This is a genomic window from Bacteroides sp. RTP21281st1_H5_RTP21281_210402, from assembly GCF_040918965.1.
Lineage (GTDB): Bacteria > Bacteroidota > Bacteroidia > Bacteroidales > Bacteroidaceae > Bacteroides > Bacteroides congonensis.
Window position 1 is genome coordinate 1 of sequence record NZ_JBCOWR010000007.1, and the last position, 24524, is coordinate 24524.

At 43.3% G+C, this 24524-nt stretch carries 21 protein-coding genes and 1 tRNA gene; 7 read left to right on the forward strand and 15 right to left on the reverse strand.

What is annotated here, in order from left to right:
- The 4 genes from AB5443_RS11815 to rpsU all read right to left on the reverse strand — a co-directional run bounded on the left by AB5443_RS11815 (position 1) and on the right by rpsU (position 1635).
- Positions 1-74, reverse strand: a tRNA-Thr gene (locus AB5443_RS11815).
- 97 nt (positions 75-171) lie between these two features.
- Positions 172-471: a ribosome-associated translation inhibitor RaiA gene (raiA, locus tag AB5443_RS11820; RefSeq protein ID WP_044655866.1), complete on the reverse strand. Its 300-nt coding sequence runs from the start codon at positions 469-471 to the stop codon at positions 172-174.
- 17 nt (positions 472-488) lie between these two features.
- Positions 489-1370 (reverse strand): tyrosine recombinase XerC, encoded by an 882-nt coding sequence (gene xerC, locus AB5443_RS11825; protein ID WP_044655867.1) that lies wholly within the window; start codon positions 1368-1370, stop codon positions 489-491.
- A 73-nt stretch (positions 1371-1443) separates the two neighbouring features.
- A complete protein-coding gene (rpsU, locus tag AB5443_RS11830; RefSeq protein ID WP_022137136.1) occupies positions 1444-1635 on the reverse strand; it encodes a 30S ribosomal protein S21 in 192 nt (63 codons plus the stop codon).
- A 187-nt stretch (positions 1636-1822) separates the two neighbouring features.
- Here rpsU and AB5443_RS11835 point away from each other — a divergent pair, with 187 nt between their 5' ends.
- Together AB5443_RS11835 and AB5443_RS11840 are read left to right on the forward strand one after the other, a co-directional pair.
- Positions 1823-3604, forward strand: coding sequence for an aminopeptidase P family protein (locus AB5443_RS11835; RefSeq protein ID WP_283140034.1), 1782 nt, complete (start codon positions 1823-1825; stop codon positions 3602-3604).
- 149 nt (positions 3605-3753) lie between these two features.
- Positions 3754-4272, forward strand: coding sequence for a gamma carbonic anhydrase family protein (locus tag AB5443_RS11840; protein ID WP_195661645.1), 519 nt, complete (start codon positions 3754-3756; stop codon positions 4270-4272).
- A gap of 104 nt (positions 4273-4376) precedes the next feature.
- Here AB5443_RS11840 and AB5443_RS11845 read toward each other — a convergent pair whose 3' ends face one another.
- A complete protein-coding gene (locus AB5443_RS11845) occupies positions 4377-5600 on the reverse strand; it encodes a 3-deoxy-D-manno-octulosonic acid transferase (protein WP_044654683.1) in 1224 nt (407 codons plus the stop codon).
- A 12-nt stretch (positions 5601-5612) separates the two neighbouring features.
- The gene (gene gltX, locus AB5443_RS11850) at positions 5613-7130 is read right to left on the reverse strand and encodes a glutamate--tRNA ligase (RefSeq protein ID WP_195408520.1); all 1518 of its coding nucleotides are present in this window, start codon (positions 7128-7130) and stop codon (positions 5613-5615) included.
- 94 nt (positions 7131-7224) lie between these two features.
- Here gltX and AB5443_RS11855 point away from each other — a divergent pair, with 94 nt between their 5' ends.
- Positions 7225-9297 carry an HD family phosphohydrolase gene (locus AB5443_RS11855; protein ID WP_044654688.1) on the forward strand — a complete coding sequence of 691 codons (2073 nt, stop codon included), beginning with the start codon at positions 7225-7227 and terminating at the stop codon, positions 9295-9297.
- Here AB5443_RS11855 and AB5443_RS11860 read toward each other — a convergent pair.
- The gene (locus AB5443_RS11860) at positions 9272-9742 is read right to left on the reverse strand and encodes a low molecular weight protein-tyrosine-phosphatase (RefSeq protein ID WP_195408522.1); all 471 of its coding nucleotides are present in this window, start codon (positions 9740-9742) and stop codon (positions 9272-9274) included. The genes AB5443_RS11855 and AB5443_RS11860 overlap by 26 nt on opposite strands.
- 215 nt (positions 9743-9957) lie before the next feature.
- On the opposite strand from AB5443_RS11860, the gene AB5443_RS11865 reads away from it, so the two are divergent.
- Complete coding sequence (locus AB5443_RS11865; RefSeq protein ID WP_073347341.1) at positions 9958-10443, forward strand: hypothetical protein; 486 nt, start codon at positions 9958-9960, stop codon at positions 10441-10443.
- 190 nt (positions 10444-10633) lie between these two features.
- On the opposite strand, the gene AB5443_RS11870 is transcribed toward AB5443_RS11865, so the two are convergent.
- From AB5443_RS11870 to AB5443_RS11885, 4 genes are all read right to left on the reverse strand, one after another.
- The gene (locus tag AB5443_RS11870; protein ID WP_277135481.1) at positions 10634-12430 is read right to left on the reverse strand and encodes a glycoside hydrolase domain-containing protein; all 1797 of its coding nucleotides are present in this window, start codon (positions 12428-12430) and stop codon (positions 10634-10636) included.
- Between the two features lie 54 nt (positions 12431-12484).
- Entirely contained in the window at positions 12485-14941 is a 2457-nt protein-coding gene (gene priA, locus AB5443_RS11875; RefSeq protein ID WP_044654369.1) for a primosomal protein N', read from the reverse strand.
- 79 nt (positions 14942-15020) lie between these two features.
- Entirely contained in the window at positions 15021-15611 is a 591-nt protein-coding gene (locus tag AB5443_RS11880; RefSeq protein WP_195408523.1) for a porin family protein, read from the reverse strand.
- 702 nt (positions 15612-16313) lie between these two features.
- Complete coding sequence (locus AB5443_RS11885) at positions 16314-17747, reverse strand: aspartate ammonia-lyase (protein WP_044654367.1); 1434 nt, start codon at positions 17745-17747, stop codon at positions 16314-16316.
- Positions 17748-17928: 181 nt separating this feature from the next.
- On the opposite strand from AB5443_RS11885, the gene AB5443_RS11890 reads away from it, so the two are divergent.
- Genes AB5443_RS11890 through AB5443_RS11900 form a run of 3 tightly spaced genes read left to right on the forward strand, consistent with a single transcriptional unit; the run spans position 17929 to position 21532 of the window.
- Positions 17929-19239 (forward strand): anaerobic C4-dicarboxylate transporter family protein, encoded by a 1311-nt coding sequence (locus AB5443_RS11890; protein WP_277135482.1) that lies wholly within the window; start codon positions 17929-17931, stop codon positions 19237-19239.
- Between the two features lie 31 nt (positions 19240-19270).
- Complete coding sequence (ansB, locus tag AB5443_RS11895; RefSeq protein ID WP_022139041.1) at positions 19271-20329, forward strand: L-asparaginase 2; 1059 nt, start codon at positions 19271-19273, stop codon at positions 20327-20329.
- A gap of 15 nt (positions 20330-20344) precedes the next feature.
- On the forward strand, positions 20345-21532 hold the full coding sequence (locus AB5443_RS11900; RefSeq protein WP_277135483.1) for a porin: 1188 nt from the start codon (positions 20345-20347) through the stop codon (positions 21530-21532).
- Between the two features lie 81 nt (positions 21533-21613).
- Here the strand turns inward: AB5443_RS11900 and AB5443_RS11905 are convergent, their stop codons facing one another.
- The 4 genes from AB5443_RS11905 to AB5443_RS11920 form a co-directional block, all read right to left on the reverse strand.
- Positions 21614-21835 (reverse strand): DUF2795 domain-containing protein, encoded by a 222-nt coding sequence (locus AB5443_RS11905; RefSeq protein ID WP_002558131.1) that lies wholly within the window; start codon positions 21833-21835, stop codon positions 21614-21616.
- A 74-nt stretch (positions 21836-21909) separates the two neighbouring features.
- Complete coding sequence (locus tag AB5443_RS11910; RefSeq protein ID WP_044654204.1) at positions 21910-22473, reverse strand: cob(I)yrinic acid a,c-diamide adenosyltransferase; 564 nt, start codon at positions 22471-22473, stop codon at positions 21910-21912.
- Positions 22474-22520: 47 nt separating this feature from the next.
- Positions 22521-23144 (reverse strand): hypothetical protein, encoded by a 624-nt coding sequence (locus tag AB5443_RS11915; protein WP_277135484.1) that lies wholly within the window; start codon positions 23142-23144, stop codon positions 22521-22523.
- A gap of 171 nt (positions 23145-23315) precedes the next feature.
- A complete protein-coding gene (locus tag AB5443_RS11920; RefSeq protein ID WP_277135485.1) occupies positions 23316-23999 on the reverse strand; it encodes an energy transducer TonB in 684 nt (227 codons plus the stop codon).
- Between the last annotated feature and the right edge of the window lie 525 nt (positions 24000-24524).

The following is a 24524-nucleotide window of genomic DNA, read 5'->3' on the forward strand; positions in this document are numbered from 1 at the left end:
AGCCTCTTGTCGGATTCGAACCAACGACCCCGAGATTACAAATCACGTGCTCTGGCCAACTGAGCTAAAGAGGCGTTCTAGCTAAAAAATGCAACCGTCACGATCTAACGCGAGCGAAACGGCTGCAAATTTAGTTATTTATTTCTTTTCCGCAAAATATTTGCGCTTTTTTTATTTGATACGTTGCTTTTCCTTGTATTTAACCAGTTGTTTACCGAGCGCTTCCACATCCAAATCAATTGCTTCTTCAAATGTGTCGCACACTTTGCTTGCATAAAACTCTCCATTTGGAATAAGAATCTTAATGCCCGCTTCTTTATTATCAGCAACTTCCGGCTTAACTACCTTTAATGACACCTCTACTTTCTTTATATCTTCGTAATATTTTTCCAACTTAGACACTTTCTTCTGAATAAATGCCTGCAATTGCTCTGACGCATCAAAGTGAATTGATTGAATTCTAATATCCATACTTACCTCCTTGTTTTTTAAGCTCTTGGATGAGCTTGTTTATACACTTTTTTAAGCTCTTCAAATGTAGCGTGCGTATAAATCTCGGTAGTTGTTATACTCTCGTGACCCAAAAGTTCTTTTACTGCACCCAACTCCGCCTCATTATTCAGCATCGTGGTAGCAAAAGTATGCCTCAACACGTGAGGACTCTTTTTTTTCAGCGTCGCCACCTTTGACAGGTTCCGTTTCACTAAATTATAGACCAGATTCTTATAAAGCCGTTCGCCGTTCTCTCTAATAAAGAAAGCCTCCGACCTCACCGGAATCATCTCGTTTCTTATATCAATATATCCAAGCAATAAATCCCTCAACTCATCACCAAACGGAATTAGTCGTTGCTTATTTCTTTTCCCGGTCACTTTCAGAAGAGAAGCCGAAAAATCCACATCCTTATCATCCAAACCTATTAATTCAGAAAGTCTCATGCCAGTAGCATAAAACACCTCAATAATCAATCGATCCCGACAACCTTTAAATCCTTCGCCAAAATCCGTATCATCCAGTAACCGGTTCATTTCGTCTTCTTTCAAAAACACAGGCAACGGCTTTTTGTTCTTAGGCCCCTTTATTCTGCATAAAGGATCTATCGCCGTCTCTCCTTGTCTTAAAAGATACTTATAAAACGCCCGGAGCGAACTTAGCTTACGATTTACAGAAGTTGAGGTATATCCTCTATCCATCAATGAAACAATCCATTCACGAACGAGTTCAGCCTCGACCTTCAGCGGATCAAATTTTCCGTACTCTTCTTGAGCAAACTCCTGCAGTTGCTTTATATCTTCACCGTACGCAAGAACGGTTTTTTCCGAATAATTCCGCTCATACTGGAGATAATCAAGAAAAGATTCTATCAACATAATATCGCTACATCTAAAATCGTGCAACGAATGTATGAAAAGAATTCAATAATTCAAAGGAAATTACGAATTATTAATCTTCTATTTGCTGAAGTTTTTGTACGTAAACTGCACGTTCTCTCTTAAGTCTGTTAGTTACAGACGGTTTGTCAAACTGCTGTCTGCGTCTCAACTCTTTCACGATACCAGTTTTCTCAAATTTTCTTTTAAACTTCTTCAGCGATTTCTCAATGTTTTCGCCTTCTTTTACAGGTACTACAATCATTTTGTTACTATTAATATGTTATGATTAAAAATTTCCGCAGTCAAATTGCGCCGCAAAATTACACATACTTTCTTTATTCACAAAACTTTCGGCAAATATTTCTCAAAAACTATTCATAAACAAGGCATTAAACACAGAAAGTTAGTACCTTTGAGTCACTTATGTACCTATAATAATATAATAAAGTATGAAACAGAGTATAAAAGAACGATTGCATGCGCTGCGCATGACATTCCATCCCAACCAAATCAAGGCATTAATCATTCCGAGCACCGACCCGCATCTGAGCGAATATGTAGCCCCGCACTGGATGTCGCGCGAATGGATTTCGGGGTTTACAGGTTCTGCAGGAACTGTCGTCGTATTAATGGATAAAGCCGGACTATGGACAGATTCACGCTACTTCCTGCAAGCTGAAAAAGAACTGGAAGGTAGTGGCATTACAATCTATAAGGAGATGTTGCCGGAAACTCCAAGCATCACCGAATTTCTCTGCCGGAACTTAAAACCTGCCGACTCTGTGAGTATCGACGGAAAAATGTTTTCCGTACAACAGGTGGAACAGATGAAAGAAGAACTTGCAGCTCATCAGTTGCAAGTCGACATTTTCGGTGATCCGCTGCAAGGTATTTGGAAAGATCGCCCTTCTATACCTGATTCTCCGGCTTTCATTTACGATATTAAATATGCAGGAAAAAGCTGTGAAGAAAAAATAGACGCCATTCGTACAGAATTGAAAAAAAAGGGAGTTTATGCTTTATTTTTATCTTCTTTGGACGAAATAGCATGGAGTCTCAATTTAAGAGGAAGTGACGTACATTGCAATCCGGTAGTAGTCAGCTATTTACTAATCACACAGGATGACGCGACTTTTTTTATCTCTCCGGAGAAAGTCACTCCAGAGGTGGAAGCGTATTTAAAGGAACAACAGGTAAGTCTGCACGATTATGATAAAGTAGAGAGTTTCCTAAGTAACTTTACCGGTAAGAATATCCTTATCGACCCTAAAAAAACAAATTTCGCAATTTATTCCTCCATCAATCCGAATTGTTTGATTGTTCGTGGAGAATCTCCCGTAGCGTTATTAAAAGCGATTCGTAATGAACATGAAATAGCCGGCATTCATGCGGCTATGCAGCGGGATGGCGTGGCGCTTGTCAAGTTCCTCAAATGGTTGGAGGAAGCAGTTCCTTCCGGCAAAGAAACAGAATTAAGCGTAGACAAAAAGCTACATGAATTCAGAGCCGCCCAATCTCTTTATATGGGAGAAAGTTTCGACACAATTGCAGGATACAAGGAGCATGGAGCAATCGTACATTATTCGGCCACACCGGAAAGTGATGTAGCACTCCAACCCAAAGGATTTCTACTTTTAGATTCAGGAGCCCAATACTTGGACGGAACAACCGACATCACACGAACAATTGCATTAGGTCAGCTCACTGAAGAAGAGAAAACAGACTATACCTTAATATTAAAGGGACACATTGCATTGGCAATGGCCAAGTTTCCTGCCGGAACCCGTGGCGCACAACTTGATGTGCTGGCACGTCTCCCGATTTGGAAGCATGGAATGAATTTCCTTCATGGCACAGGACATGGGGTCGGTCACTTCCTGAGTGTGCATGAAGGTCCGCAAAGTATCCGTATGAATGAGAACCCGGTAGTACTACAACCGGGCATGGTCACTTCCAATGAACCTGGCGTATATAAAGCCGGTAGTCACGGGATACGCACGGAGAATCTGACGTTAGTTTGCAAAGATAAGGAGGGTATGTTTGGCGAGTACTTTAAATTCGAGACTATCACACTATGCCCGATCTGCAAAAAGGGAATCATCAAAGAGATGTTGACGGCAGAGGAAACAGAGTGGTTAAATAACTATCACCAGACTGTTTACGAAAAGTTATCGCCGTCGCTTAACGAAGAAGAAAAAGTTTGGCTACAGGAAGCTACTGCTCCTATATAAAAACAATATGCCTGACACCCGGGTGTCAGTACATACGACATCCGGGTGTCAGGCTTACCAAGACCCGGGTGTCAGGATGTCCGACACCCGGGTGTCGGACAATATAGAATAGTATTCAATTAAAAACATTACTAGAACAGATATATCTTATGGCTTTAATCAAATCAGTACGGGGCTTCACTCCCGAAATCGGCGAAAACTGTTTTCTCGCAGATAACGCAACTATCATAGGAGATGTAAAAATAGGAAATGACTGTAGCATTTGGTTTAGCACCGTTTTGAGAGGTGATGTCAACTCCATACGAATCGGCAATGGAGTCAATATCCAAGATGGAAGCGTGCTACATACATTATATCAGAAATCAATAATTGAAATTGGGGAGCATGTTTCTGTAGGACACAATGTGACCATCCATGGAGCGACTATCAAAGATTATGCGTTAGTCGGAATGGGGTCAACCATACTAGACCATGCTGTAGTCGGTGAAGGTGCAATTGTTGCAGCCGGGTCTTTAGTTTTGAGCAATACAGTGATTGATCCGGGTAGTATTTGGGGAGGAGTACCTGCCAAATTTATTAAGAAAGTAGACCCGGAACAAGCTAAGGAGTTAAATCAAAAGATTGCTCACAATTATCTGATGTATTCACAGTGGTATAAAGAAGACTAACCATAACAAAAACCTGGCGGAATATTCTTTAATGAAATATCCCGCCAGGCTTTTGTTATCAAAATAAAATTACCGATTTATTTTATAGACTTTTTCCATCCAAATCAGAAATTTATCATATGCATTATCTTCTCCGTCGCCCCGGCATTGCTAGTCACATAATAACCGGCATTCGTTCCGGTTTCACGCAAGAATACCTCATCCGTGAGGAAACGGTCTAATAAAGTTTTCAGTTCATCGTAATCCTTAATAGAGTAAGCACCTTTTGCTTCAAGCAGTTGCACTGCTTCCATAAACTTCTGATATTTCGGCCCGAAGATTACGGGAATGCCATATACGGCAGCTTCCAGTGTATTGTGGATGCCTACGCCAAAGCCACCGCCGACATAAGCTATTTCCCCATACCGGTAAATGGAAGAGAGTAATCCGAAACAGTCTATAATCAGACAGTCCGCTTTCAATACATTCTTTTCGTCAGCACGGGTATAGCGTACATACGGACGTTTCAGTTTGCTGATTATTTCTACCAGGTGATTCTCGTCTATCACGTGCGGAGCAATAATCAGTTTCATTTCCGGATGATTGTTGAAATATTCGAGGAATAAATCTTCGTCCGGCCCCCATGAACTTCCGGCTACAAAAGTAAAGGCATTGTCGCCTTTGAACTTTTCAACCAATGGCAGGTCTTTGGCCTCTTCACGGATTTGCAACACCCGGTCAAAGCGGGTATCCCCTACTACTGTCACACGGCTGATACCGATCTTCGACAAATAGCGTTTTGAAGCCTCATTCTGCACAAACAGATGATCAAAGTCTTTCAGTACACTGCGGTAAGTTCCACCGTACCACTTAAAGAATATTTGTTCGCGACGGAAGATGGACGATACACTATATACCGGGATACGACGCTTGTGAAGTTCATCCAAATAGTTTTTCCAAAACTCGTATTTGATAAAGAACGCCATGCAAGGATTCGCTATATCAAGGAACTTCTTCACATTCCTCGGTTTGTCAAACGGCAGATAACAGACAATGTCCGCTCCCCGGTAGTGCTTGCGCACTTCATAACCGGAAGGAGAAAAGAATGTCAGCAATATCTTATAGTCAGGATACTTTGCCCGAATCATTTCAATCAAAGGGCGCCCCTGCTCAAACTCACCCAGTGAAGCAGCATGAAACCAGATATACCGCTCCCCTTTCTCCACTTGTTGGCGCAGAAGTTCGTATACCACCCAATGCCCCTTCATCATCTTTCGGGGCTTGCGGCTAAACGGAGCAGCTAAATGGACGATAAAGTCATAAATGACTATTGCCAGGTCGTAAAGCATAGTACTTGTCGATTACTTCAAAACCTCTACTGCCCGCTTCATACGAGCCACTGTCTCTTCTTTACCCAATACCCAGGAAATATCGAACATATGCGGGCCTTTTCCTTCGCCAACCAAAGTCAGACGGAAAGCATTCATGATATTACCTGTATGATAGCCTTTTTCAGCAATCCAGTCCATTACGACTTTTTCCTGTCCTTCGATGCTAAAGTCCTCAATGCCGGCAATCACTTCCGCCAGTTCAGTCATGCATTTGGCAGAATCTTCTTTCCAACGTTTCTTTACTGTTTTTTCATCATATTCGGCAGGAGCTACAAAGAAGAAGCTACATACATCCCACAGTTCTTTAACGAAACTTACGCGGTCTTTCATCATACCAACCACAGTCACCACCTTTTCAAAAGGAACATCCACACCGTGCTCTTTCAACACCGGTAAGAACAGTTCAGCAATTTCTTCGTCAGGTTTCTGCTGGATATATTGATGGTTGAACCATATCCCTTTTTTATAGTCGAACTTGGCTCCCGACTTGCTGCAACGGTGCAAGTCGAACAACTTAATCAGTTCGTCCATCGACATCACTTCCTGGTCATTGCCCGGATTCCATCCCAGCAAAGCAAGGAAATTGATAACCGCTTCGGGCAGATAACCGGATTCACGATAACCTGAAGAAACGTCTCCGGATTTCGGGTCATGCCATTCCAACGGGAATACAGGGAATCCCAGACGGTCACCGTCACGCTTGCTCAATTTTCCGTTACCTTCCGGTTTCAACAACAAAGGCAGGTGAGCAAATTCCGGCATTGTATCTTCCCAACCGAAAGCACGATACAACAGTACATGCAACGGAGCGGAAGGCAGCCATTCTTCACCACGAATGACATGAGAGACTTCCATCAAATGGTCGTCTACAATATTTGCCAGGTGGTAAGTAGGCAGTTCGTCTGCCGATTTATAAAGAACCTTATCATCAAGGATAGATGAATTGATAATCACTTCACCACGAATCAGGTCGTTCACATGCACATCCTCATTCGGTTCGATTTTGAAACGGACTACATATTGTTTGCCTTCAGCAATCAGTGCGTCCACTTCTTCTTTCGGCATAGTCAGTGAATTGCGCATCATTCCACGGGTAGATGCGTCATATTGGAAGTTTGCAATTTCAGCACGTTTAGCGTCCAGTTCTTCCGGAGTATCAAAGGCGATGTATGCTTTTCCATTTTCCAGCAAAACCTGCACATATTTCTTGTAGATTTCGCGGCGTTCGGACTGACGGTACGGGCCATGTCCGCCACCGAAGCTCACGCCTTCATCAAAGTGGATACCCAACCACTTGAAAGATTCGAGTATATACTCTTCCGCTCCCGGAACGAACCGGTTAGAGTCAGTATCTTCAATACGAAATATCAGGTCTCCGCCGTGTTGACGCGCAAATAGATAATTATACAAAGCTGTACGCACACCACCGATGTGCAATGCTCCAGTAGGACTCGGAGCAAAACGAACTCTTACTTTTCTTTCTGCCATAATTTGGGTTAGTATAGGTAAATCGTGGCAAAATTAAACCTTTTTTTCCACACTATTGTTTTTTTTTGTACTTTTCGCAAAAATTTCAGTGGATATGGAACATTTGAAGAAGAAAAAGAGTTTTTCATGGAGAGATTTGCTATATAAATCGCTGCTGTTTGTGGGCACTGTGGCACTGATTGTCTATTTCCTGCCGCGTGACGGCAAGTTCAACTATCAGTTTGACATAAACAAACCCTGGAAGTACGGGCAGCTGATAGCTACTTTCGACTTTCCTATTTATAAGGACGATGCCGTAGTGAAAAGGGAACAAGATAGTCTGATGGCTCTTTTCCAGCCTTATTACGAACTTGACAAGAAAATCGAGAAGGACGCAATAGCCAAACTGAAAGAGAACTACCACACAAATCTGAAAGGAATACTTCCTTCCATAGATTACCTGCGCTACATCGAACGAACCTTAAAAGAAATCTATCAGGCGGGAATTGTATCTACGGAGAGCATACAGCAGTTACACAAAGACAGCACTGCGTCTATCATGGTCATTGATGACAAACTGGCCAACGCGCACCCTATCGACGGTATTTATACTGTAAAGAAAGCATATGAGTATCTACTCTCGTCGGATTCCGCCCACTTCAACCGGGAAATCCTCAGACAATGTTCGCTGAACGAATATATCACTCCCAACCTCACCTTTGACGAGCCAAGAACCCAAACAGCCAAAGAAGAGATGCTGAACAACTATTCCTGGGCAAACGGATTGGTAGTCAGTGGGCAAAAGATTATCGACCGGGGAGAAATTATTAGTCCCGCAACTTACAATATATTGGAATCACTGCGCAAAGAATCTATCAAGCGCAATGAATCTATGGGACAAAGCCGGTTGATTCTTGGCGGACAGATTCTATTTGTCGGCATGTTGATGCTTTGCTTTATGCTCTATCTTGATCTGTTCAGGAAAGATTATTATCAGCGAAAAGGAAGTCTATCGTTACTTTTCACATTGATTGTATTTTATAGTATCATCACTGCTTTTATGGTGACGCATAATGTATCCAGTGTATATATCATACCCTATGCGATGCTACCGATTATTATCCGTGTATTCCACGATTCGAGAACGGCTTTTCTGACACATGTCATCACGATATTAATTTGCTCCATATCGCTGCGCTTTCCTCACGAGTTTATTCTGACTCAGTTGGCAGCCGGAATGATCGCGATATTCAGTTTAAGGGAGCTTTCGCAGAGGTCGCAGCTATTCCGTACGGCGCTATTAGTCATATTGACTTATGCCGCTATTTATTTTGCTTTCGAGCTGATGACGGAAAACGGGCTTTCGACTGACTTTTCGAAATTGAATATACGGATGTACACCTATTTCTTTATTAACGGAATCTTGTTGTTATTCGCTTATCCGTTATTATTCTTACTCGAAAAGACATTCGGATTTACCTCTAATGTTACTTTGGTGGAACTTTCGAATATTAATAATGACCTGTTGAGACAAATGTCCGAGACAGTGCCCGGTACATTCCAGCACTCCATGCAGGTGGCTAATCTGGCGGCAGAAGCAGCCATCCGTATCGGTGCAAAAAGCCAGTTGGTTCGTACGGGAGCTTTATACCATGATATAGGGAAGATGGAAAATCCGGCTTTCTTTACGGAGAATCAGTCGGGCGGAGTCAATCCGCACAAGAACCTGGGTTATGAACAAAGTGCGCAAGTTGTTATCAGCCATGTCACAGACGGGTTAAAGTTAGCCGATAAACATAACCTGCCTAAAGCAGTCAAAGACTTTATCAGTACCCATCACGGACGGGGAAAAACAAAATATTTCTATATTTCATGGAAGAATGAGCATCCGGACGAAGAGCCGAATGAAGAATTATTCACTTATCCCGGGCCTAATCCGTTCACTAAAGAACAAGCTATCCTGATGATGGCGGATGCTGTGGAAGCTGCGTCACGCAGCCTACCTGAATATACGGAAGAAAGTATCAGTAACCTGGTCGACAAGATTATCGACTCCCAGGTTACTGAAGGTTATTTTAAAGAATGTCCTATCACTTTCAAGGACATCGCAACCGTAAAAGCTGTATTCAAAGAGAAATTAAAGATTGCCTATCATACCCGGATCAGCTATCCTGAGTTAAAGAAGTAAGCAAGCCGGCACAAGCATCTTCAAGGACATCAAGCACATATTCAAATCCCTCGGCTCCTCCATAGTAGGGGTCGGGGACATGGTCTGCAGGCATGTGGAAACAATATTCCGTCATGCGATGAATCTTCTTCCACTCTTCGGGAGAAGGGGCTTTGTCCTTCAAATCATCTATATTCCGGTCGTCCATACCGATGATTAAATCGAAATTATAAAAGTCTTCCGTACGGACAGGACGCGAACGGTGCACCAGTTCATAACCGCGCCGTGCCGCATGGGCGCGCATCCGGCTATCCGGCAATTCGCCTTGATGATAGGACAGGATTCCGGCAGAGTCTATCACAAACTCATCTTCCAATCCCGCTTCTTTTATCAGATGAAGCATTACGCCCTCTGCCGTAGAACTACGGCAGATATTTCCGAGACAAACAAATAGTATTTTCTTCATATTTAAAAACATTCTATGCGACAAATATCACTATTTTAAACCGAAACTACAACATTGAAATTGAAATTCACGAAACAAGAATTTCAGACATAACAGAAAATTTCTTAATAGAATGAACCTTTCCATACATCCCACTAGTCTTTTTTCATTCTTTTTTCTTTTCTTTGCCATACAAACGATAACATAAAGCATAAACCTATAAAAAGAATGGAAGTATGGGAAAGCCAATAACCAAATTTGCCGATGGCAGTTACCTTGAATATGCTCAAGGAAAATTCGACCAATGGTGTGTATATTTAACTCGTCCTAACCAACCCAAATACGCTCCTCAAGATTGGCAGTATTTCCGAAGATTGGCAGATTGGGCTACAAAGCATAATGCACAAAATTTATACAATGACTTTATTGAAATATATAACCAGACAACGCCTGACTTAAACGAAGTCATTTTAGAGAAAATCAAAACGCTTTCATCCAAATATGGCGAGGATGCTTTAGATATTTCAATAGACTTCACTATTATGTATCTGGGAATGATTGCAGAAGAACAAAAGGAAAACACCAGATTAGGGAAACGGATAAAAAGGCTAGGAGTACACCAAGTACTGATAGACAAAATATCATATAACATCGCAGCAAACTTCAGCAGAGGTAAAAAGTGGTATGATATAGCAAAAGAATGCTCATCCAGAGGTTTTTAAATATGTCAAGGATTAATATATCTCCTATTATTGATTTGGCTTAATGGAAGAAAAAAAAGAATATCAGCATTCCGTTTCCAATGCTGATATTCTTTTAAGAGAATCTGAATTTACCGATTTAATTGATAAGGATAATACTAATAACGATAAGACTCCTATGAATATGAATCTCCATTATATTATATCCTTCTCAAAATGAGTTCAATATCTGGTTCGCCCGGTTCACGGTGACTGCTGCCGGAGTTTCCGGCATATCTCCCAAATTGAACGGAGCCAGCATCTTTTCTATTTTCTTTAATCCGGCTTTATTTCCTTTCTTCTCGAATTCCTGACGGAGAATATTTATTTTCTCATGCGCCTGTACTCCTTCTATCAGACGTTCGAAGCGGATACAGCTACGTGCTCCGGGATAGACCAAATACGTATCTCCGGCAGCCCACGTACGGAAACGTGAATCGAGCAACGGTTCCAACGGCCAGCTATTATATGCCCAACGCAGATAACCGTCCAAATATTTCTTTGAAGAATAGAAACTCATCCAGGCAGCTTCCGCCGGGTCAGAGAAAGTAAACGTATTAGGATGCGCTTCCGTGCAACAAGTATAATAGGTGGTGCGCTTATTCTCGGCTTTACGGCGGATACGTACATCTTCGGGGTAGTTCTGACCGATTACAATGCAATAATCATATAAATCCGGTTCAATCTCCGCATGATAATTTCCTGCCAACGAAACTTTAAAATCCGGGTCAGCCTTGCGAATCACTTTCAATGTTTTCTGCATCACCTCCATCGGGCGTTCGTCCATGGCGATAGTGCAAATATCAAACCAGCCTTTTTCTTTCAGATGCTTGGAGAAAGAAGCAAGCATTGCCACCCACATTTCTTCATAAGCCTGTTCGCCCGGAGCAGTCTTTACCGCTTTCAGAGAGTTCGTTGCCTGGTCGTAATATTGGAAAGACAGCTCCCAGGGCACCATTGAGTAACAGTTAATCTGCTTGTCAATGCCTACGCTCATCATAAATTCCACCCAACGGTCGAAGATAGTATAGTCAAATGCCCATGTACCGTCGGCACGCTTCATCCAGGTCACCATTGTATCGAAATAATCTTCCGTCTGACCATTCCAAGGCTTATGCATCAAAGTAGCCGTAATAATCTTCTGTCCGGCATTTGCCAGCATTTTCATCAAAGGACGCATGGCGTCAAGATGCTCCTGGCTCCACAGAGGAACCTGATAATAACGGGCTACGGCATACGGACTTTGCCACAAGTCCAGATGGAAAGCCCATTCCGACGGCTGAGGAAGCACGCGGGAAGAAACATTTATTTCAAGATTCAGACGTTGCAACAGGCGTGAACCGTCGTTGACCAATAACTCACCTTTATAAGTTCCGGGAGCAGCTGATTGTGGGATCCAACATTGCACCCAGATAGGTTGAACGGTGCGGGCAGGCAATGCCATTGACTTCAGGTTCGAGTCAATCGGGTCGGCTACCAGCAGCGAATCGAAGTCCACCGATTTGCGGTGACCGCAAGCCCCTCTCCCATCCTTGTTCAGTTCATCTGTCATCACATAACGTACAAATCCGGCAGTCAATGCCTCTTTTGGAAGAATGTTCCCTTTCTTGTCTTTAAAGTCGGAGAAGCTGAAGTTCAGGTCTTTCAACTCTGCTCCTGTCCATACAACAGCTTGCGCATTTACGCGTTCGCCACGCCAACCCTTCAGAGAAATACTCTTCTGATTTTTCAATGAGGGAAGCCGATGCTTCGCATAGCGGGTGTCTGTTGTACCCCAAGAGACTTGCGTCGTTGTGACTGCCGCCCATTCCTTTTCGGAAGGTGTCGTAGGGTCGGGCAATTCCTGATAAGTTCCTAAAGGGAATTTCGGTTGTCCTGTCGGAGTTCCACACTGAGTAACTCCTTGCTGGGCAAACAGAGCACTCATACTAAATAGACTGGCTAAAGAAATAATAGTAAGTCGTTTCATGGTTAGTTAATTAAATGAATAAAGGTTATTTATAAGGGGGAATAATTTCTTTCATCACATAGGATCTACATCATAATAGATAATCAAAGATTTATAATGTTCGTCTTCAATCATCTCACGCTGGATGCGCAGCAATAGTTCCCGTGCACGTCCCATCGGTGCATTCTGCTCAATCTTCACCACTATCTTTTTAATAAATAATGTCTGGATACGGGCAACCGGCGGTTTATCCGGCCCCAGCACACGGTTACCGAATACAGCTCTCAATTTGTTTGCCATCACTGCCGCCATTTGGTCGAGCAAGGCTTCATTATGATTTTTAAGATAGACATATACCAGGCGGTAATAAGGCGGATAATGGAACATCTGACGTTCCGCCAGTTGTCCGTTCACCATATCCTCATAATCATTGGCGATGACCTGGTGAATAATCGGGTGCTCGATACTTTTGGTTTGCAGCACCACTCGTCCGCGCTTGTTCTTACGTCCGGCACGTCCCGAGACTTGCGCCATCAGTTGGAAAGCACGCTCGTAAGAACGGAAGTCGGGATAGTTCAGCATGGTATCCGCATTCAGTATTCCAACGACACTTACATGGTCGAAGTCCAGTCCCTTGGATACCATTTGCGTCCCGATGAGTATGTCCGTCTTTCCTTGTTCAAAGTCCGCGATAATCTTCTCGTAGGCGGAACGGGTACGGGTCGTATCCAAGTCCATCCGTGCTACGGCAGCTTCCGGGAAAAGGACTTTAATATCATCTTCAATCTTTTCCGTACCAAAACCGCGGTTTACCAGTTCCGTCCCTTCACAAGCGGGACAAGCCTTCGGAAGTTGGTAGGTATATCCGCAATAGTGGCAGGTCAGTTGATTGATTCCTTTATGATAGGTAAGGCTTACATCACAGTTCTTACACTTCGGCACCCAACCGCAGGTACGACATTCTATCATCGGAGCAAAACCACGACGGTTCTGAAAAAGAATCACCTGTTCCTTCTGCTCCAAGGCTTCTTTCATATATTGTATCAGAAGCGGTGAGAACTGTCCCACCATCCTCTTCTTGCGATGCAATTCCTGTATATCAACCGGAATAATCTCCGGCAACTGGATTTCTTTATACCGTTCTTTCAGTTGTACAAAGCCGTATTTTCCATCCATCGCATTCTGCCATGACTCGATGGACGGCGTAGCTGTTCCCAGCAGTGTCTTGGCCCCATACATGGCTGCCAACACAATCGCCGCACTACGGGCATGGTAGCGGGGCGCCGGGTCTTGCTGCTTATACGTATTTTCATGTTCTTCGTCCACAATCACCAGTCCCAGATTCCGGAAAGGCAGAAATACGGATGAACGGACACCCAAAATTATATCATAACCATTTTCTCCGAGTTGTTTCCGCCATATCTCAACCCGTTCGGCATCGGGAAATTTGGAATGGTAAATGCCCAGGCGCGAACCGAAGACACGCTGCAAGCGTTCCGTTATCTGAGTAGTCAGCGCAATTTCCGGCAACAAGTATAATACCTGCTTGCCCTGACGGATAGCTTCTTCTATCAGATGAATATATATTTCTGTCTTACCGCTAGATGTCACTCCATGGAGCAGGCAGACATTTTTCTCCCGGAAAGATTGTACAATCTCATCGTGTGCCCGTTGCTGAAATTCATTCAGGGCATTCAATTCAACCACCTCTTTCTCCTGCTTGTTCAATCGGCCGATTTCATGGTAGTAAATCTCGAATATCTTCTTATCTACCAACCCATTCAATACCGCTGGAGCGACATTAGCCCGTTGCAGTAATTCTTTCTTGGAGATTTCTTTCGGAACGCCATCTCCCAAAATGCCCGAACATTCTACATATTTCATGAGAAGTGCCAGTTGCTTCGGGGCACGGGACAGTATATCAAACAAAATATGAAGTTGCTTCTCATCAGCCGTTCCTGCCAGTCGTACACGTGCTTCTGTCTTGGGTTTATACGTACGGCGCAATTCTTCCTTTACAAAAATCGCTTCTTTATCGAGCAGGGATTTAATGGCGGTGAGGATATTCTTAATGCCGCTATCCTTCTCTAGTTTAGTGACACTTTGTTGGGCATCTATGGCAAGTAAATCCAAGATACGCTGTTCACGTTCCGGCAATGGAGCATCCGCTTCAAAGTCGGGATTATATTCCACAATCGTTTCACTCTCCAGTTTCAGTCCCGAGGGTAATGCCGCTTTATATACATCGCCCTGCGTACAAAGATAGTAATCGGCTATCCATTCCCAGAATTTAAACTGATTCGGCAATAAAATAGGAGAAGCATCCAGTAATGTCGATATATCTTTCACTTCATATTCTGCCGGAGCACAATAATGAACGTTGCGGACGATAGCTGTATAAAACTTCTTTCGCCCGAAAGGAACTACCACGCGGCAGCCTATCTTCACTTCTTCCGCACACTCGTCCGGCAAAGAGTAAGTAAAGCTCTTCGGAAGCGGAAGCGGTAATATGACATCTACATATTTTTTCATTGCAGGCACAAAGATATAAAAAAAGAGGCTTCCGACAGTCGAAAGCCTCCAGTTCTGCTATGTTAAAGTAAATGTTTTGTTAAAAGATATAGGCAACGGATACTTGCCAGGTCTTGGTCTTATAAGAACCGACTTCATTTTCAAACTTGGCAGTGTCACCCAACGGTATGTTATAATTGGCACCAACCTGCAAATGATTGAGCAATTTCACACCTGCGCCGACGTTAATACCGACTTCGGCTTTCTTCTTGTCAGTTTTTACACCTTCAATCGTTTTATTTCCTGCAAAATCGAAATAAAAATCAGGTCCGGCAGCAATATAAAGTCCCAACAGACTTCCTAAACCGATGTTATACTTCAAGTTAACCGGAATATCAAGACCGTTTTGCTTGACAGTGTATTCATCATTCCCCTCAGACACTTTTATACCTCTTTGGGCAAAAAGCAGGGAAGCATCTACCCCCAATCCTACGATTGGAATATTAAACTCAGCCATCGGTCCGATAAAGAAACCGGTAAAGTTATCCTTCTTAAAGTTTTCGCTCACATTAGAGAAACTTGCTTTTGACAAGTTCAAACCTCCCTTTACACCAAAGTGTATTTGCGCCTGAGCAGGCATTGCCATACCAATGCATACAGCAATCATTAAAGCACCAAAAATCTTTTTCATAAATTTACGTGTTTATAATTCGGGACAAAGATATATAATTAGAATAAATAAACACAATTTATCGGTTTTTTGTTCGCTCAAAGTCGTTGTAGTTCATCCAAGTATGCCCCTCGCTTTGCAAATATACGTACAATTGTAGATAAATGCGAAGGTGATATGCGTAAAGCCATCTTCTTTGTCAAAGAGACACTGCAATTCAATTGAAGCCGTTCCGTTCTATGCCGAAAGTTCTGTATTATCCGACCACTCTCTCCTATATAAAAAATGAAAATCCTCTTTCAACCTATCACCATGCTCCACAAGCCCTTTATTCATCGTACTTTTAGAGCGGTGATAGGTTGTTGGCAACCTATCACCGGATCTATCACCTATCACCGCCCAATTTAGATAAAGTCTACTGCAAACATAATCAGACAGCCAGAGGCTATTTCTGTTTCATGTAGTGAAACAAAGTGTTTCATGCCTTGAAACGAAGTGTTTCAAGTAATGAAACATTTAGTTTCAAGCCGTTGAAACTATAGTTCCAAGCGTATGAAACTGGAGTTTCAAGGCAGGAAACAAGTGATTAGACCGTATGACCGGATAAGTTAGCAAATGTTCCCGCACGAAACAGAAGATATAATAAGTAAAATCGCCGGAGCAGATATGAATCCACTCCGGCGATTTCCCTATTGATTCTATTTCCACTTACTATAACATCAATCAACTATTCGGATGAATGTCCAACTTCACCGGTTTTATCATATTCTCCGGTTTCAGAATGGTATCCAAATCTTCTTTGGAAAGGATATTATGTTCCAGTACAAGTTCATAAACTCCCTTTCCTGTCTCTAACGCTTCTTTGGCAATCTTCGTTGAGTTCTTATATCCGATTACCGGATTCAAGGCTGTCACTACGCCGATGCTGTCATGCACATCCCGACGGCATTTTTCTTCATTTGCCGTGATACCGTCCACACACAAGGTACGCAAGGTATCAAAACCATTCATGAACAAGTCGGCAGATTCGAAACAGCATTGCGCCATCACCGGTTCCATTGCATTCAGTTCCATTTGGGCGGCTTCGCCGCTCATCGCTACGCAGAGGTCGTTTCCTATTACCTTATAGGCTATCTGGTTCATGACTTCGGGAATCACCGGATTTACTTTTCCCGGCATGATAGAAGACCCCGGCTGCATTGCCGGCAAGTTAATCTCTCCCAATCCGCAACGAGGGCCGGAAGCCAGCAGCCGCAAATCATTACATATCTTATTCATCTTGACAGCCACACGTCTCATGGCAGCCGAATAGCCTACCATGCAGGAAGTATCCGAAGTAGCTCCTATCAGGTCATCCGCAAGTTTTATATCCAGTCCGGTGATTTTGCGCAAAGCGGCGATACACTTTTCGGCATAGCCCGGTTCGGCAGTGATACCGGTTCCGATAGCAGTTGCTCCCATATTGACCGTCAGAAAATCCTGTGCGGCAAAGTCAAGGTTCTTCACTTCATGTTCCAGGATGCTTGCAAATCCGTTGAATGTCTGTCCGAGGGTCATCGGCACAGCGTCTTCCAACTGGGTACGCCCCATCTTAATCACATGCGCAAACTCTTTTCCTTTCTTGCGGAAAGATTCTATCAACTCGACAAAATGTTTCACCAGTTTCAGGTGAGTATAATATAAACCTATGTGAATAGCGGTAGGATACGCGTCATTGGTGGACTGCGAACGGTTCACATGGTCGTTGGGAGAACAATACTGGTATTCGCCACGCTGATGTCCCAACAATTCCAACGCACGGTTGGCTATTACTTCATTGGCGTTCATGTTCGTCGTGGTTCCGGCTCCGCCCTGAATCATGTCGACAGGAAATTGTTCGTGATGTTTCCCTTCAAGGATTTCCTTACAAGCTTTCAAGATAGCGTCTGTCTGTTCCTCGGTCAGCAAATCCAGTTCACGATTGGCGACGGCAGCCCCCATTTTCGTGATGGCCAATGCCTGAATAAATAAAGGATACTCATTCAAATGAAACTTGCTGATGCGAAAGTTTTCAATACCACGGAGTGTCTGTACTCCATACAATGCGCTCTCAGGCACTTCACGACTTCCTATCAAGTCGCTCTCTGTACGAGTTTTTTTTGATAAATTCTGTTCCATATCGGTTGTTTTATAACAATAACATTTTAGTTAGTACTTATATAACCAACCAAGAAGGTTATTGTTTTTATAAATATGCAAAAACTATTCAATAAGTTTTTTGTTGTTAATACAAGAAAAAGAAAATACAAAGAACGAAAACACTTATCTTTGTGTTTAAACTTAAAATAAGAAATAACCTATGATATTACAATTAGCATTTGTTCTGACTGCCATTATTATTGGCGCACGCCTGGGAGGCATCGGTCTTGGCGTTATGGGAGGCGTTGGATTGGCGATACTCACGTTCGTTTTTGGTTTACAGCCCACCGCCCCGCCTATCGACGTCATGCTGATGATTGCAGCCGTCATCTCGGCAGCCGCTTGTATGCAAGCTGCCGGCGGGCTTGACTACATGGTAAAGCTGGCAGAACATTTGCTACGCAAAAATCCGTCACATGTCACACTGTTAAGTCCGTTGGTTACTTACCTGTTTACGTTCGTTGCCGGAACGGGACACGTGGCTTATTCCGTATTGCCCGTGATAGCGGAAGTCGCCACCGAAACAAAAATCCGCCCGGAACGTCCGCTCGGCATTGCGGTCATCGCTTCCCAGCAAGCCATTACGGCAAGTCCTATCTCCGCCGCTACTGTCGCCCTGCTCGGATTGTTGGCAGGATTTGATATCACCCTCTTCGATATTCTTAAAATTACGATTCCTGCGACTATCGTCGGTGTACTGGTAGGCGCTTTATTCTCCATGAAGGTCGGCAAAGACCTGATAGAAGACCCCGAATATCAGAAACGGCTGAAAGAAGGACTTTTCAATGATAAGAAAGTGGAGATTAAAGATGTCAAGAACAAACGTTCAGCCATGATTTCCGTCATCATCTTCATATTGGCAACTGCCTTTATCGTACTCTTCGGCTCTTTCGAAGGGATGCGCCCGTCCTTCCTTATCGACGGTGAAATTGTTACATTGGGCATGTCGTCCATCATCGAAATTGTCATGTTATCGGCTGCAGCCATCATCTTATTAGTGACAAAGACAGACGGAATCAAAGCAACGCAAGGTTCTGTATTCCCGGCCGGGATGCAAGCGGTTATCGCTATCTTCGGTATTGCCTGGATGGGCGATACCTTCCTTCAAGGAAATATGGCACAGCTTACTTTCTCCATTGAGGGCATCGTACGCCAAATGCCATGGCTTTTCGGAATCGCACTGTTCGTGATGTCTATCCTGTTATATAGCCAGGCAGCCACTGTGCGGGCACTCGTACCACTGGGTATTGCGTTGGGTATCTCCCCTTATATGCTGATTGCCCTGTTCCCCGCCGTAAACGGATATTTCTTTATCCCGAACTACCCCACCGTGGTAGCCGCCATCAATTTCGACCGGACGGGGACAACAAAAATCGGCAGATATGTGTTGAATCATTCGTTCATGATGCCCGGACTGGTATCGACAGCCGTCGCGATTGCATTGGGACTGCTTTTTATACAAATATTCTAATATATATTATTAACCTAAACTTCATTCAGTTATGAAACAATTCAAGAGATTTGGTCTGGTAGTATCAGCACTACTACTTACCGTAACAATGGCATTTGCCGCAAAACCGAATATTCATATTCTTGCCACCGGAGGAACCATTGCCGGCACGGGAAGTTCCGCTACCGGAACCAGTTACACGGCAGGGCAGGTTGCCATCGGCGCATTGCTCGATGCTGTTCCCGAAATTAAGGACATCGCCAACGTGACAGGCGAACAGATTGTAAGAATCGGCTCACAGGATATGAACGATGAAGTATGGCTGACGCTCGCCAAGAAAATCAATGAACTGTTGAAGCGACCGGATATCGACGGTATCGTCATCACTCACGGAACGGATACAATGGAAGAAACAGCTTACTTCCTGAACCTGACCGTCAAGAGCGACAAACCGGTAGTACTGGTAGGCGCCATGCGTCCTTCCACCGCACTAAGTGCTGACGGCCCGCTGAATCTTTACAATGCCGTAGTTACCGCCTCTGCCAAAGAATCCAAAGACAAAGGCGTATTGGTTGCCATGAACGGACTTATCCTCGGAGCAGAAAGTACAGTGAAGATGAACACCGTCGACGTACAGACTTTCCAGGCTCCCAACTCCGGTGCACTGGGTTATGTCCTGAACGGAAAAGTATTCTACAACCAAGTGACTCTCAAAAAACATACGACCCAGTCTGTATTCGATGTAACTCACCTCACTTCACTGCCTAAAGTCGGTATCGTATACAGTTACTCCAACATTGAAGCCGATATGATGAATCCGCTGCTCAACAACGGCTACAAAGGAATCATCCACGCAGGAGTGGGCAACGGAAATATCCACAAGAACATCTTCCCGTCATTGATAGACGCCCGCAGAAAGGGAATCCTCGTTGTCCGTTCTTCCCGCGTACCTACCGGACCGACTACACTTGACGCAGAAGTAGATGACGCTAAGTACCAGTTCGTAGCTTCACAGGAATTGAATCCGCAAAAGTCACGCGTTTTGCTAATGCTCGCATTGACCAAAACCACTGACTGGAAACAAATTCAGCAATACTTTAACGAATACTAAAAACCTGACCGACTTATGAAAAAATTAGTCCTTATGCTGCTCCTGGCGGGCAGCATACAGGGAGTATATGCACAAAAAACAGAGAAGAAAGACAAATTCTCGCCCAACACTCCCTTATTTGAAGAACTGACAGACGTAAAGAAGAAAACGGATAAGTTCAATCTTTACCTGAATATACAAGGCAGTTTCGACGCGCACTTCCAGGATGGATTCCAGGAAGGTGACTTCAACATGCACCAACTTCGTATCGAAGCGAAAGGAAATATCAACAACTGGCTCTCTTACCGCTATCGCCAACGCCTCAACCGTTCGAACGACGCAAACGGCATGATTGACAATCTCCCGACTTCCATCGACTACGCAGGTATCGGCATCAAGCTGAACGACCAGTTCAATCTTTTCGCCGGAAAGCAATGTGCCGCTTATGGTGGCTTCGAGTTCGACCTCAACCCGATTGATGTTTATCAATACTGCGACATGATTGATTATATGAGTAACTTTATGACTGGATTGAACGTAGGCTATAATATCACTCCCGACCAGCAGCTCAACCTGCAAGTCCTGAACAGCCGCAACGGTTCTTTCGACAGCACCTACGGAATCACGGAAGACGCGGAAGGAAATATCCCCGACCTGAAATCCGGCAAAATGCCATTGGTTTATACTCTGAACTGGAACGGTAATTTCAACAATGTATTCAAGACCCGTTGGTCGGCTTCGGTCATGAACGAAGCCAAGAGCCATAATATGTATTATTACGCTTTAGGAAATGAACTGAACCTCGGAAAATGGAACGCTTTTGTAGATTTCATGTATTCGAAAGAGGATATCGACCGCAAAGGTATCATCACCAATATCGTAGGTCGTCCGGGCGGACACAACGCTTTTGATACCGGCTATCTTTCCGTAGTAGCCAAATGCAACTATCGTTTTCTGCCGAAATGGAACGCCTTTGTGAAAGGTATGTATGAGACGGCTTCAGTGACCAAAGCCTCCGAAGGAATCGAAAAAGGAAACTACCGTACTTCCTGGGGTTATCTCGCAGGTGTCGAATTTTATCCGATGGAAACCAACCTGCACTTCTTCGTCACCTACGTAGGGCGTTCGTACGACTTCACTTCCCGCGCCAAAGTGCTGGGACAGGAGAATTACAGTACCAACCGCATATCCGTAGGCTTTATCTGGCAAATGCCTGTATTCTAAAGACATCGTAAAACATTAAAAATACCCGATAGCCTTTACACAGCTACCGGGTATTTTTATATGTTCTGTTCTCTGTTAACATCAATACTCTTCCTCGTTAAAGAAAAAATCTTCCTTACTAGGATAATCCGGCCAAATATCTTCGATACTCTCATAGATTTCGCCTTCATCTTCCATCTCCTGGAGATTTTCAATAACTTCAAGAGGAGCACCCGAACGCATGGCATAATCAATCAATTCGTCCTTGGTTGCCGGCCAGGGAGCATCTTCCAGTTTTGATGCTAGTTCCAATGTCCAATACATAATTTTGAGTATTTAAAGTGAATACTAAATTTGTCTTGCTTTCTAATTTTTCGGCAAAAGTATAATAAAATCTATCATTTCCAACTATTATCCCAAAATATTTCGTTGTTTTGTTCATCAAAATTAATTTTTCGGGATAAAACAAACAAATAATCTGATAATCTGTTGACAAAAGCTAATACTTCGGGCGAAATTGTACAAGTTTCGGATAAAGTAAGAATACGTCTTTCGGCTCTCCGGCAAATCGTCCGGCATACATGGCAGACAGCCGCTCCGCGACTTCCACCCGGAATAATAAAAGCACAAAGTTCCGGCAGCTGTTCGTCCAGTTTGTCAATCTCCCGTTCGATACTTTCCACATCTTCCGAAGTGATGACACTGGCAGCTTTCAGTTGTGTTTTTTCCTGATCGGTGGCAAGATGCGAACCAATGGCAAATAGCTTATGCTGAATCCCCAAAATAAAATCACGGTCTGCCTCATCCAACAGATAGGTATGCAGCCATCCCAAATGAGAATTCAATTCGTCCACTGTGCCGTAGGCTTCCAGGCGGATATGCGTTTTCGGTACACGGCTGCCGCCCACCAGGCTGGTAGTGCCCTTATCACCGGTCTTTGTATATACAAGGCTCTTTTTCATAATCTTCTTTTTTTAATCATCTATATAAGGTAAACATACAAAGGTTATCAGAAGTTGACTATATAATGCTGTTTTATTTTTGTTTTATCAAAAAAGAGCAAACCGAGGTCGTATAAGTCAAAAGTAATCCCTACCCGCTCGTCCTCTTGCAATCGTTTCCACAGCTCTTTCATCTCTTTCGAGTAACAGATTCCCTGTATCACAAAGACACTTTTCAAGGTAGTCCGCCGTGCACAAATCCTAAAAACTTCTTCCAGCAATTCCGGATTCCGGTAATCATTCAGATAGAGAAAATCGACAGGCGTATCCGCATCAAGGAAAAGTTCAGAAAGATCGGAAGAGAAGAGATAAGAAGCGGAAGGTTTGGCGGATTGCAGGTAGAGGGAAGTCACCGAAGGACGCCCCACCTCAACAATGGCAGCAGGCTGCATCCTGTTGACCAACCTGAACAAGAAACGATTTACTTTTTGTGTGCCCTTACTGTACCCACGTTCCCTTACCAACTTTTTCTGTTCCTTTTTCAAATAATCATAAGCATAGTAAGGGAGCTTTTCATATATCACATCTGTTATCAGACTGAAAGCAAAAGGGGAATGTACCCCATATCCGCAACGATAGCGGAAACGGGAAAGCCAGATAAAAGGTCTTTTTATACAGAGTAGAAGATTCATAAAACCATCATTCGTTTTTTATTCGTAACGCAAAGATATGTTTTTTTATTTCACAGAAGCAAACCGGGAAAGAAATGTTATGAGCATCCGGCAATAAAAGAAAACGGATTTCATTAGAAAAGGGCCGGCTCCTTGCGGAACCGACCCTCATTACTCATCTATTCCAAGTTACTACTGTAGTCTGAATACCACAGGCACAGTATATTTCACTCGTACTTTCTTGCCATTCTGCACTCCGGGCTTCCATTTCGGCATAGAGCTTATCACACGGATAGCTTCTTTGTCCAAATAGGCATCCACCCCTCGTACCACTGCCGGATTCGTAATCGTCCCGTCCTTGTCAACAACAAACTGAACAATAACTCTTCCCATCGAACCCATTTCCTGAGAAATAGTCGGATACTTGATATTTGCACCCAAATACTTCATCAAAGCAGCCATCCCACCGGGAAATTCAGGCATGATTTCAGCAGTCACATGAATGACGTCTTCTTCAACCTTTTCAGTTTCCACAACAGGCGGTACCCAAACGACCTTGTTAATTTGTCCCAAATCCTCTGATACAGTTGCCACTGCACTTGTAACCTCTTCATCATCAGACACTATAGTAAACTCTTCAGTTACTTTAATTTCCGGTGGAGGAGGCGGTTCCAGTTTCTCTTCAGGATACGTAATCGGAACGAGTACCTCTTCAAAGATGGGGTCGTTAACTAACGAATTTGCCGCTAATCTCACATCATGCTGTGTCCATTCGAACGAAACAAACATGAAAGCAAGCGCAACAACCGCACCCATCAGCAACCAAGAACCACGTTGATTCTCAATCGCAGCCTTTTTTGACTTTTTGGCTTCCATAAAAAATGTGTTTAAGTAATTAATAATAGAAAATATATAGTATATATACTACTTTTCGTTTTTCCTCTTAAGCATTACTTAAAGTGCTCTCTAGCTGCACTAAATATAGTATTTTTATGGATAGGCCGTTACGTTTGCCCTTGTTTATTTTATTCTTTTTCCTTCTTTTGGATAAAATTTATGAATAAAACCGGCTATTTTCTCCAATCACAATATAAACCAAAAACAGTCAACACAAAAGATCCTAATATCCATAGAAAGTGCTACATTTGTGAATCACTCTCCAACATGGCATTCTGCCAAAGTTGCAAAGATGAGTTTTTTATACTTGAAGGATACACACTAGTAAAAAAGGACCTTCAGCTTTCAGCCATCTTTAAAAAAGCCCCTTTCAATCGACACTTTTGGCTGAAAGCACATCTGAATGCAAAAAGGGAATGATGCTCAGCCCACACTCTGCACTCTTTAGCCCACATGTCAGATTTGTTTTCAACTACTGATTCTCATTAGTATAACATAAACTTT